The following is a 12,179-nucleotide window of genomic DNA, read 5'->3' on the forward strand; positions in this document are numbered from 1 at the left end:
GATTTGGGTCACTCGCACAGTTGAAGCAGGAACTAGGGGCATACGTGAAATGGTTTAACGAAACAAGAATTCACTCGACATTGGGGTATTTGAGTTCACTCGTTTACAAACAGAAAGCACTTAAGAAATCTGTCTAGTTTGGTGTTGACAGTCCACAAATGGCTTTATATGGTTGGTCCAACATCTACAATGGCAAGGCTTCGTGAAAAAAGAGAAATGCCACGCACTGAATTACCTCCTGCAAAAAATATAAAATTAGAAAAAAGGAAGGATAAGCGTGAATAAATTATTTTTAAGTTGGGTTCAAGAAAATGAGAGCCTGTTGAACAAAATGGGGATTAAGACGGAGTATAATTATCAATGGGATACACCAGCACACGCTCTTAATCCAAGTACTGTAATTGATCAAGAGACATCATTATGTGTTGGACGAGTAATTGTATGGAGTACTAAACAAATGCATTTTGAGGTTTTCTTACTAGAATCAGAATCAATCGAACCAATATTGATGAAAAATGTGGAATTGGACGAAGGAGTAAATTTTTATAATATTCTAGAGGAGTACTTTAAAATTATGGTTACAGGGACAAGCGAATAAAATTATCAGGTCTGTCAAGAATTTTGTATAATCAGAGACAATTTAATTTTTTAAGTGATTAAATTGAAATTTAAAGAAGGAGTAGCTAATCTAGGTGGACCAGGGGCTGTCAAAAATTCTGTATAGATTGTGCTTAAGTAATAATGTTAAAAAGATGACTTCTATAATCTGTACCAGAAGTCATCTTTTACTGTTCCCAATCGAGCGTGCTTTGGCAGAGGGCCAAGTAAATGGAGGAAGCTTTAGTTTCTTAGTATTTACACAGATGGATCAAACGTAGCTAATGTTGTTGGAGCAAGGGAAATAATCCAGTGGAAAAATCACATTGTTCAAATGGCTAAGGAACAAGGTTTTACATAGCTTGAGTTGCATAGAATTCGAGTAGCATATTTATAAATGGGGGCGTTAATTTGCTCCCTTTTAATATATTTATCTAAGAAAGGCTGTAGATTATGAATAAAAAAAGGCGATTCACGTTGTATGGTTAGAAGCGGTGAAGTTGTTTTTGGAGATTGAGCATATAGAATTGGCGAGTTTTTTAAGTCGGTTAGTTGAAATAATAAAAAGTAATCAAGAAGCAATTGTCCAATTATTGGATTCGAAAGGAAGGTATAGTAGTTGCAAATTTCCAGAGAATGAAAAAACATTTTTTCAATTTGTCACTACAATTTCTCCTGAAATGTATGTTATTGGTTCTACAGGTGATGACTTTAAAACGATTGTTGAAGACTACGTGGTTCGAAAACCAAAGTCGGAATTTGAAATTTTATGGAGACTATCAAGTTTAGTAAAAGATATCATGACTTTTACTTCATCAGAAGTATGTCCACAATGTAATAGTGATCATCTAAGAATCCTTGCTGATATCAATAACGAGAGGGAGATTGTATAGACATTGTGAAACATGTTTTTTTACTGACACGGTTGATGGAGAATCCCAGAGACATGAACTACTTATTCCTGCAAATATTACGTTACTTAAAATAGCGGGTTATATAAAGTAATAAGCTGCTATGTCACATAAATCCGTGTAAACCATTCCGAATAATAAAGGGCTGTTACGATATGGAAGTCAGCCCTCAATGATAGATATCATCACAACAGTATCTCTATGCGAAAAGTAGTTTCAAAAAAACAGTTCAATGCGACGTACTGATCAACTACTAGTATACGACCTTTCACTCGTAATGTTGGGTGAAGTTCCAAGGCGATAGATTGGCACATAAAAGAACTCATTATAATGGCGATGCCACTGGCACGAAGACGGCGGGGCCAGGGATCGTCGAACGCACCTTGCCAGACTCGTCGTACACCCCGTATGGCGATATCGCCTACCAGGAGCAAAAGGGGAAAAACGGCGGCACACGTCCGCTCGTGGAAAACGAGTTTACGCCAGACGGTTTGCAGGTCAGCCGCACGATCCCCTACGGAAACCAGGCCAAGAGCACCTCTTATGCTTACGATTGGGACGGCTTTGTTTACCAAACGACGAACGCTCTCGGAACGACCCGCTCCCATCGCAACAACGCCTACCGCGACGGCAGCAGCTACTTGCCGCGCCTGACCGAACAAACCGTGGCACCAAACGGCTACATCGTCACCACCTACCGCGACCTGTACGGCCGGGTAGAGAGCACCGAGGAAACCGAGCAGCAAGGCGGAAAGCGCCGTGTCACGAATATCCAGACAGACCGTTTCGGAAAAGTCACGGACAAAGAAGTAACCGACGGCAGCACCTCGCAACGCTGGACCTTGCGCTACGATGCCAACGGCCAGCTCGTTTACCTGCGCGACCCGGAGAACAACGTCAACGAATACGGCTACGACGGACTCGGCAACCTCGTCACCGTCGTCGAAAATGGCACGACCTCCGCCTTGTACACGTATAACGCGCTGTCCTGGAAACTATCCGAAAAGAACCCGGAAACCAAAGCCGAGCAGTACACCTACGACAAAAACGGCTCGGTCAAAACCTTCCAGGACAAAAACGGCGTCCTGTTCAGCTACCAATATTCGCCGTTTTACGAAATGACGAAAGTATCTGCTGGCAATGGCTTCTACGAAGAACGCACCTACGATCCGCTCGCTGGCTCGCTTTTGACGGAAACCAACAACTACGGCCAAACCGTCCGCTACAGCTACGACGAGTTCCGCCGCCTGAACAACCAAACGATGATGGGAAAAGACTACCAGCTCGTACACACCGATCAGGACGATGCCATCGACGCGCTGATTTACCCGTCTCGCAGCGCGGTATCCGGCTCGGCCCCTTCCATGCGGGTCGATTACAGCTACGACAGCGCCGACCGCCTGAGCAGCGTGACCATCCCAAGCGTCGGCACCACGACCTACACGTACGACATCAAGAGCAGCGGCGAAACCAACACCGTTTCGTACCCCGGCCAACCGAACGCGATGCAGAAAACGATGAGCTCCTTTGCCGAAATTACCGGGATCAATCACGCGGACGGCTGGAGCGAGACGAACGGCTACGACCTGTTTGGCAACATCACGAGTCAAAAGCGCGGAGGAGCCACCTACGGCACATTCGCCTACGACAAGCTGTCCCGGATCAAGGAAGAGACCATCCAGGGCAACACCCGCCAGTACGCCTACGACCGCCGCGGCAACCGCCAAGCGTACGCCAACGCACCAGCAGACTCGACGCGCTCGTACGAACTGAAACACGACTTGTTCAACCGCCTGACCGAATACAAAGACGACAAAGGAACCACGACCTACACGTACTACCCGGGCGGCCTGCGTGCCACCAAACAGCAAACCGGAGCCGTAACCGACACCACCCACTACGTGTACCTGAACGGACAAGTGATTGAGGAACTAACCCAAGACGGCCGCGTCAAAGCCCGCAACGTCTTCGGTAACCAACTGATCTGGCGCAAGGACTTCACGACCAATCAAGAAGGCACTTACTACTACAATAGCCACGGCGATGTGGTGAAGATCAAGGGGCCAAGCGGAAATGCCCTAAATACGTATGAATATGACATCTGGGGTAACCTGATTGCGGACAAAGTCAAGGAAACGATGCCCAACCCGTTTGCGTATGCGGGGGAGATGTACGACAAGGAGAGCGGGTTTTACTACCTGCGGGCGCGGTACTATGATCCGAAGATGGGGAGGTTTATTTCGGAGGATACGTATAAAGGGCAAGTGGATAATCCGCTGAGTTTGAATCGGTATACGTATGTGAGTAATAATCCAATAAAGTACATTGATCCGAGTGGACATGCTCAATGTCAAGGGGCACATAACTGCGGGAGAGATGGCGAATCTCGTTTACATTATTTATACCAAAGCACCAAAAATATGACTCTTGATCAGGCACTTACGATTGTTACATCTAATAAACAGTTCTCCGAAGGAACTGTTATGGTTGCATTAGGAACAGTATTTATGTCAGCAATTGGTCCTGATGGAGGTGCAGCATGGTTAAAAAATGCAAAAAATATTAACCAGATTGCAAAATATAGGGAAATACTAAAAACTTGGCAGGACGCAACTCCCTTGATTGAAAGTCTCAGAGATACGGGAAAACTACCATCGAACTATATTACGAAAGCCCAAGCGGAGGCCTATGGATGGAAGGCAGGGAAGGCGGTAGGAAGTTGGGTAAAAGATATTCCAAATGCTCAAATAGGTGGAGATATATTTGATAACGTCGACGGTGGTAAATTTATATTACCTATGGTAAATGGCAGGGTTTGGTACGAAGCTGATGTAGGGCTTGTAAACACAATGGGGAGGAATAATCAGCCTGGTACAAGATTGTTATACTCCAATGATGGTGAGATGTGGATTACTACTGACCATTATGATAATTTTTATTATATCGGCAGCTATTGGGATAAGGCTAACATGACTTAATTGGAGGATGAACCATGAAAAACTATGAGGAAGAAGAACGGAAGGAAATAGTTGTTATTGATGTCTCGTTAGTAATGACATCAAAAGAGTTGCATCAATTGCTTAAGAAGGAGCTAGAATTTCCATCTTTTTATGGTCATAATTGGCCTGCTTTTTGGGATGCGATTACTGGGTTAGTGCAATTGCCAAAAAAGATAATATTTGTAGGATGGGATAATTTCTCGAAGAACCTGCCCATGGATGCTGAATTTCTAAAAAAAAGACTAGAAGATAAAAATAAAATGTATCCTTCTACATTAGTTGAAGTAGAGTATAGGTAATGATAATGTCACCCCCAAACGAGCCATCTACTCGTCTGGGGTTTCTTTTTTCATAAAAAAGTAAAAAACTCTTGTTTTAAGATTAAAATTTATAGTAATATCAATTCTAAGAAGGCGAACTGTAAATTTATAGTATTCCTGCTTCATAAGAAAGGTGTGTAACCATGTTTAACCCCGAAACAAAAACAGCCTTTCTTCAAGGATATAAAGAAAATACCCAAAAAGCTTATTCAAGAGTCTTCAACCTAACAATGAAGTTCGAAGTGGAAAAGGATAAGGATTTGCTTCACTTTACATTGGATGAGATTGAAACTGCCCTACACAGCTTCCATGCTTCTACAGGAGACTCTCTTAATACGGCTGGGAGAACGATATCTGCTTACTTGAATTGGGCAAGGGCAGAGGGGCTTAGAGAGGACACGAATCCACTGGAGTCCGTTTCAAAAGAATGGTTTAAGAACATGGTAGTGAACACCCATCAGCATTTCATTACGAAGCAAGAAATCGATGCAATCATTGAACAATGTAATAATGATCAGGATTCAGTGATTCTCTCTTTGCTATTTGAAGGTGCGGGTGGAAGAGAGGTAAGTGAACTACGCAATCTAAAACGTGAACAAGTCAATGATGAGAAACGAACAGTGATATTGATTAACGATAAAGATGAAACAAGAGAAATTCCTATATCCGAACAGTGTCTGAAATTAATACATGGGGCAATCAAGCAAAAGGATTATCTGAAAGGGAATGGGGAGATGAGACGAGATCATCTCAAAGAAACAAGTGAATTGATTGAAACAGGCTATGTAATCAGGCCAGCCAAGACAAGAAATGTTCATATGGAACAAGTCAGTCCTCATCTGATTTATGGGAGATTACATGCATTAGAAGAATACTTTGGTTTGGACAATTTACGAGTGAAAACGATTCAACGTAGCGGGATGATTTGGATGGGAAAGCAACTCCTTGAACGGGATGGAGTGCTTGAAAAAGAACAGTATTTTGAAATATGTGAGCGATTCGGGTTAAACAAAGTAAAGAATGGAAACAAGATGGAGTATTTGTGGTGGGGAATGCAAGACTTTATTAATCCAGAAATGATCGCAAGATTATATAAATGAAACTTCTAGAGAGGATTAAATTCCTCTTGAGAAGTTTCACAATAAAAATAAAAATTTATTGTAAATCGATGGAGGAGGTGATCAAACGTATAAGTCGCTATCTTTTGTTATAACAGTCCAAATCATATTCAATATATTAAAATTTATAGTAAAAGGAGAGAATATTATTGTTTGATTCCATCAAAATGAAAGTAAGTTCCGTATTTATTCAACCTGAAATATTACGACAATATAAAAGAGAATTGTCCAATTCAGTGTAGCCGATCCAAGGATAGTGAAGGCTCGGATTTGTTTTACTTCCGAGTTATGACCCCGAAGAGGTTGTTGGTTATTCTGAAAGAAGAAAAAACACTAGATGGAAGGGCTATACTCATTATTAACGAATTTAATGAGTCTCTAGTGGAGAAGGAAATCAACAAGATATTAGAAGATTGCGTTCGTCCTTCATGGGTTGAAGTGGCAAAGGCCATTAATCGTCATTTAAATTGGGAGTATGATAATATTCAATACAAAACACTTGATGAAGCTTCATCATTATTTTGAATAATATGGGGGGAAGTATGAAACTGCTGATAGAATCTCCGTATGGAGTAATTGAAAATTTCCAAGAAGTAGGTAGTGTAAATGAGCTTGTTTACTTTTTGAATTGTTTTGTTAATGACAATCAGAAACTTCTATTTGCATTTTCTGGTGATTTAAACTCAATTGATTCAGCTATTCACAAAAAATTAGTTTTTGACAGAACAGCATATATTAACAATGAGTGGGTACTCCCTTGGGATCCTCCAAAAAAAAGACTGCCTAATACGCATTGGATTTGTCCGATTGGAAAAGAAGAAGTAATAGAAGCAATCAAAATGAATCAGCTATTTTTGTGTGTAGTAGTAGATAAACAAGGCACATTTCAAGAGCATTCATATGTATTACGACATATTGAAGAAGATACTAGCTTTTCCTTGTGTTTCACAGAGAAACGAGAAGGTGATTTTCAGAAAAATGTGTTACCTAAGATCAAACAATTTTTAAAATAATATTTTTGACACTACTTACCCCAACCGAGCCACAATCTAATAAATAAAAAGGTGAGTAATAAATGTATACAGATTTTGAATTTAATTTAGATGAAAAAGGATAGGGATTTTGCAACGAGATTGTAAACGTTATGGTAGATCAGTTTCAAATTACGGAAGAAGAAGCTGTCGGCAGAATTAATATGCATTGGAGTAATACTGAGATAATGGGTGGATGTTGTATGGTTTATCATGAATCACCAGAGTTTTGGGCGTACGAAATATACTTCGGCTCTAATTCGCGTTGGTGGGCAAGGAAAGGTGATCCAGAGTTAAAGCCTAAACCATTCTCATTATAATTACGATACGGAAAACGCTATTATTAAAGAAATTGAAAATCAAAAATTTGAAAGTGGAAATTGGTAATCATCCTTGTCCGTATCCGCTTTGCTGTTTGCGGTAGTTTGACGATCTCATTTTACGCCCAACCAACGAAATTCTTGCCAGGGATTGTATGGTAATGGCCATACAGCGAACGGTTAGCTTGGTTAGTGAGAATTACAGCTTTGAATCTGGCAGGATGAACGGAATGAGACAAATGGCTGTGAATGCTAACCTAACTGTTGACCACCTGAGCACCAGTTTCCTCTATCTTGGAGTTTCTGAGACAACAACAAGTTTATGGGAGGTACCCCATCCAGTGCAGAATGAGCAAGGTCAAATGCCCAAAGATAAAACAAAACCTGTAGCAATTAATATGAACCCTGGCGATCTTCCAAGGTACGAGGTTACTTTAAATCAAAATGACGGGTTAGTTTTTGAATATGGGCATAATCCAAGGGAAGCTGAGGAATCAATATGTCCTTTAGGAGGAAGTTAAATGGAGGCAATATTACTTGCTCCAATCATGTTAGGATTGATAATTCTCTATATCACAACTCCTTTTTTCAAGAGTAGAGTAACAGGTAAACTATGGCTGATCATTGGTGGATTAAGCACATTACTTCTCCTATCACTTGAAGGAGTAAAGCTGGTAGTGTTTCCTTTTCCTGCTTTAATGATAGGGATTGGGATTTTGCTATTGTTAAAAAAGAACAGAGTTGCATATTTGTGTTGGCTCATTATTTTTTTATGGTTTAGTAGTTTGTATACCATTTTGTTGGGAATTCCAGGAGCATTGATGCTAATAGTAGGACTGACTTGGAGCATCTACATAAGAAAGTATTTTGAGACAATTTAAGTAGTAGTCAGACTTGTACGGTGAGATAATCCCAGGTCAACGGGTTGGGAACTTTTTCCTAGGTGAAAACAAAAGAGAAGGTAAGAAGTAAAATTAATCATCAATACAAACTGAGAGAATCTCCAGAGTCTTTTATGCTAGAAATGGATCACATTGCTTTGTTTTTTAGTAAAGATCTGGAATCGTTAGATACTATAACTGTTACTGGTGATTATAAGGGGAAAATTATGGATGCAATTTGCTTAGGATCGACATTACATGAATTAAAAGAGTTTATGGATAATCAGATAGAATATGATCCTTTGCTCGATGAGTATCAGGCGGAAGGAGTAGCATTTACTTTTTCCCCTCCAAATAATAAAGGTGAACAATTTTTAGAGCATATTGTTATCTACAAATCCCACTCGCTTGAGTAACTAGATTAAAGTAAATGCTCCAAACGAGTAATCAACTACTCATTTGGAGGTTCTTTTGGTGCTGAAGGTTAATCTTGCATTCGTGTTTATACTAGTAAAAGGCATGATTGCTCCCGTTTATCAAGGGGGATAATCATGCTTTCTACTAATAATGACCTGTTGAACCACCTGACCGAGCACAAGGACGACAAAGGAACCAAGACCTACACCTATTATCTGGGCGGATTACGTGCTACCAAAGAGCAGACCAAAGCTGTAACCGACACGACCCACTACGTGTACCTGAACGGGCAAGTGATTGAGGAACTGACCCAAGACGGCCGCGTGAAAGCCCACAACGTCTTCGGCAACCAACTGATCTGGCGCAAACACTACGACAAATTTGAAAAATTCCTCCTACTACAATAGCTACGGTGATGTGGTGAAATCCAGGGCCAAGCGGAACCTTGTTTATAGGCCCTAAACAAGCAGGATTTAAAACAATTTTAGGATGAAATACTTATGGCAAAAGGAAGTTTTCATAGAAATTCAATTCCGCAAGGTGCGCTAGTGGGGTATATTCCATGATAAATAATAAGAGTGAGCAATTTGAAAGGGGTTATCGGTGAGGGGGAAATGTAATTACTGCATTCCTCGAAGATGAGAGCGTTTGCCCCAAGATGGTCAATTTTTTAGAGTTCACCCCCAATCTGCATTAGCGGGGGAGCTGTATGATAAGGAAAGCGGGCTTTTACTGTCGGAAGCAGTTCAAAATGCATGTACATAAAGCGACAATGCAATCCATTTTAATATAGAGGAAAAGGCTGAAGGAGTGATAACATAACGGTGCAGTACTCCTGGAGAATAACAAAATACAATCCATCTAACCGCGACAGAAACGGGAGATATTTAATTGAAGAATGGACTTCCGTTAGCGATATTGGCAACGTTTATCATGGAAGAGAATTAACGATCCACGACTACTAAAAAACAGAAGAACAATATGTCTTTACGATAGAAATGATTATGAAAGATTTACAGATACAACAGTTACAAGTAATCAATTTAGAGAGACACGATCTAAACTTTCATTTTGATAAGCATCGTTCCATTTATACGGCCGAGATGGTTGCATTATTTCATAATCTTTTGGAAGGTGAGATAGTAAGCGGGGAAAATCTAAGAAACCTATGCAAGCTTATATTAAGGGAGAAGCTTTGGTGCAAGCTTACATCTGATAAGAAAATGTTTGTTCATTTTGGCTTTGAGTATTACATGTACATTGGATGCTCCGTTAACTGCAGCGACACCATAAAAGAGATTATTGGAAAAGGGCTGTTTGCTGAGCTTCTTAAATCACCTTATCTTGACGATGAAGAGTAAAGTATGTGGAGAATAAGAAATCGGGCGTATAAATAGATGCTGAGAATATATCATGAATTTCCATAATGTGGGACGAAGACGATCTTCTCAAGAAACGACTTATGGTAAGAAAAACAAGGTGAACAATAAAGCCACTTCTATACTCAAGAGCCGCCTGCCGAGCAAAGATTTGACTAATTGCAGAAAAAAAGAAAATGAAAGCAAGCGGTGAGAAGAAATTCTTGATAACAAATTTTTACTATGGATTGCAGAAAAGAAGGGTGACTTTCAACGACTAGGTTTTGAAGTTGAAATTGATAAATCACGTGGTGAGCAAGAACAGTTCATAGATCATGCTCAAAGAATATATTTGGAGAATGATTATTATGCAAGTACGATATGTGTTTGGAGATCAGGGATGATGGAGGCACTAATCGTTGATGCGAATACGGTAGAAACAGTCATCCATGATTATAAAGATGGTTTGGACGAAGAGGTTGACTTTAATAAAATTGTCCAACCATATATTCACTATATGTTGAAAAATTAGGACACCATTGGTTGGTGGGGATTGTCTCAGGCTAAAAAACGGGAACCACAGCTAATTGATTCAGTCCTAAAAGGAACTTCTCCATACGAAGAAACGCGAGGAAATGCTTGCAGAATAGAAGTCGGGCCAGCGAAAACGAGAGTCGTCAATTATTTATTCGAGCATCTGGAAGACGAAGCGGACGTAGAGTACACCATTGAAACAACAGAATTGAAGCAATTAATAGAGGCATGGGTTGTTGAACTGGAAAAGTTTAGAGCGCAAGCCAAGTAGAGAACAAAATGTCGATTCCTGTAGAAAAACATCTTTTGAAAATCCTAAGCAGATAACTTACAATATTACCAACATTAGGTATCGAGGCATAAGGAACACTAGGCATCTGGACCCGGAGATTGTGCGTTTCAAGCGACATGCCGTGGGGATGCATTCCTCGAACATCAATGGCTGGGCTGCCCTATCGAACGTACCAAACGGAATGTTTATCAGGTAAAAGGCTCATTCGGTTCGTGAATGGCCTTTTTCTTTTGCCAACTTTTTTCCCACTATGCCGGATGAGGAGGCGGTGCTCCCGAGAACGGGAAAAGCGAGATTTTGCAGAAAGGGTGAGACAAAATGCGTTCGAGGTACAAAACGCTCATCATGAGCGGAGCTTTAGCGGCTATTTTCTTTCATTTTCATTCTCCAGTAGTAACGTTTGGGTCTGTTGCCTACGCAGCCGGAAATACCCAAGCGAAAGCGGCTCCGGCCAAAACGTCAGACAAAACAGCAGCAACGTACGACATCCCGGATGTGATTCAGCGAACATCACCGAGTGTGGTGGCGATCATCGGGAAGCCGACGGAGCAAGCAAATTCGACTAACCGCTTCAACCTTGCGCACGGAACAGGCGTGATCGTGAAGGCGGACGGCTGGATCGTGACCAATGCGCATGTGGTCAAAAATATGTCCAATTTGACGGTCGTAACGCTCGACGGCAAGCAATACAGTGGCAAAGTGACCAATATGGACGAGGAGAGCGACCTGGCGCTGGTCAAGATTGCAGCGACGGGGCTTGCCCCGGCGAAATTCGCAACGAACTACGCGATGAAGATGGGCGAGACGGTGGTGGCGATCGGGACGCCGATTTCCTTTTCGCTGCGCAACTCGGCGACGTCCGGGATTATCAGCGGGGTGAATCGCTCCGTCAACTCTACCTACCGACTGATTCAGACAGATGCTGCGGTCAATCCCGGCAACAGCGGCGGGCCACTTGTGAACATGAAGGGCGAGGTCGTGGGCATCAATTCGCTCAAATTCGCTTCTGTTGGTGTGGACAACTTGAGCTTCGCGATTCCGGCGGATACGGTGCAATATGTGCTGCATCACTTTTTTACATACGGAAAAGTAAAGCGGCCGTATTTCGGAGCGGAGCTGGAGGAGAGCTGGGCTGCTGTCGTCGGTTTGCCGACCAAGGAGCCGCTGCGCGTCATGCGGGTGGAGCCAGGCTCGCCTGCTGCGGCAGCAGGCATCGGACCGGGGGATGTCATTTACTCGATCAACAATCAGTCGATTACAACCATCGTTGATTTCAATGAGTTGCTGAAAAAATATTTGCCCGGACAAAAGGTCGAGATCATGACCCAATCGAACGGGGATTTGATCAAAAAGAACGTCACGTTTGCAGAAACGAAAAAATAACAAATAACGTGGGGGCCA

At 41.8% G+C, this 12,179-nt stretch carries 14 protein-coding genes; all 14 read left to right on the plus strand.

Annotation, left to right across the window (positions count from 1 at the left end; genetic code table 11):
- Positions 1–137: IS3 family transposase (locus tag M2298_RS28285; protein ID WP_481752856.1), on the plus strand; the 137-nt coding region annotated here is incomplete at its 5' end.
- A 140-nt stretch (positions 138–277) separates the two neighbouring features.
- Positions 278–598 carry an immunity protein TriTu family protein gene (locus M2298_RS18270; RefSeq protein WP_122966888.1) on the plus strand — a complete coding sequence of 107 codons (321 nt, stop codon included), beginning with the start codon at positions 278–280 and terminating at the stop codon, positions 596–598.
- Between the two features lie 505 nt (positions 599–1,103).
- Positions 1,104–1,490, plus strand: coding sequence for a hypothetical protein (locus tag M2298_RS18275; protein ID WP_141254296.1), 387 nt, complete (start codon positions 1,104–1,106; stop codon positions 1,488–1,490).
- A 323-nt stretch (positions 1,491–1,813) separates the two neighbouring features.
- A complete protein-coding gene (locus tag M2298_RS18280) occupies positions 1,814–4,486 on the plus strand; it encodes an RHS repeat-associated core domain-containing protein (RefSeq protein WP_280648831.1) in 2,673 nt (890 codons plus the stop codon).
- A 14-nt stretch (positions 4,487–4,500) separates the two neighbouring features.
- Entirely contained in the window at positions 4,501–4,806 is a 306-nt protein-coding gene (locus tag M2298_RS18285; protein WP_063228452.1) for a barstar family protein, read from the plus strand.
- Between the two features lie 164 nt (positions 4,807–4,970).
- On the plus strand, positions 4,971–5,927 hold the full coding sequence (locus tag M2298_RS18290; protein WP_280648832.1) for a tyrosine-type recombinase/integrase: 957 nt from the start codon (positions 4,971–4,973) through the stop codon (positions 5,925–5,927).
- Positions 5,928–6,176: 249 nt separating this feature from the next.
- On the plus strand, positions 6,177–6,470 hold the full coding sequence (locus M2298_RS18295) for an Imm8 family immunity protein (protein ID WP_280648902.1): 294 nt from the start codon (positions 6,177–6,179) through the stop codon (positions 6,468–6,470).
- Positions 6,471–6,487: 17 nt separating this feature from the next.
- Complete coding sequence (locus tag M2298_RS18300; protein ID WP_280648833.1) at positions 6,488–6,958, plus strand: hypothetical protein; 471 nt, start codon at positions 6,488–6,490, stop codon at positions 6,956–6,958.
- 568 nt (positions 6,959–7,526) lie between these two features.
- The gene (locus M2298_RS18305) at positions 7,527–7,817 is read left to right on the plus strand and encodes a hypothetical protein (protein WP_280648834.1); all 291 of its coding nucleotides are present in this window, start codon (positions 7,527–7,529) and stop codon (positions 7,815–7,817) included.
- On the plus strand, positions 7,818–8,177 hold the full coding sequence (locus M2298_RS18310; protein WP_173597389.1) for a hypothetical protein: 360 nt from the start codon (positions 7,818–7,820) through the stop codon (positions 8,175–8,177).
- A gap of 62 nt (positions 8,178–8,239) precedes the next feature.
- Complete coding sequence (locus M2298_RS18315; protein WP_173597388.1) at positions 8,240–8,593, plus strand: hypothetical protein; 354 nt, start codon at positions 8,240–8,242, stop codon at positions 8,591–8,593.
- A 135-nt stretch (positions 8,594–8,728) separates the two neighbouring features.
- Positions 8,729–9,001 (plus strand): hypothetical protein, encoded by a 273-nt coding sequence (locus tag M2298_RS18320; RefSeq protein WP_254456882.1) that lies wholly within the window; start codon positions 8,729–8,731, stop codon positions 8,999–9,001.
- Between the two features lie 1,171 nt (positions 9,002–10,172).
- On the plus strand, positions 10,173–10,484 hold the full coding sequence (locus M2298_RS28290) for an immunity protein TriTu family protein (RefSeq protein ID WP_423751970.1): 312 nt from the start codon (positions 10,173–10,175) through the stop codon (positions 10,482–10,484).
- 612 nt (positions 10,485–11,096) lie between these two features.
- Positions 11,097–12,161 (plus strand): S1C family serine protease, encoded by a 1,065-nt coding sequence (locus M2298_RS18330; RefSeq protein ID WP_280648836.1) that lies wholly within the window; start codon positions 11,097–11,099, stop codon positions 12,159–12,161.
- Positions 12,162–12,179 lie beyond the last annotated feature (18 nt).

The organism is Brevibacillus sp. 1238, from assembly GCF_029892995.1.
In the GTDB taxonomy this organism is placed as follows: Bacteria; Bacillota; Bacilli; order Brevibacillales; family Brevibacillaceae; genus Brevibacillus; species Brevibacillus parabrevis.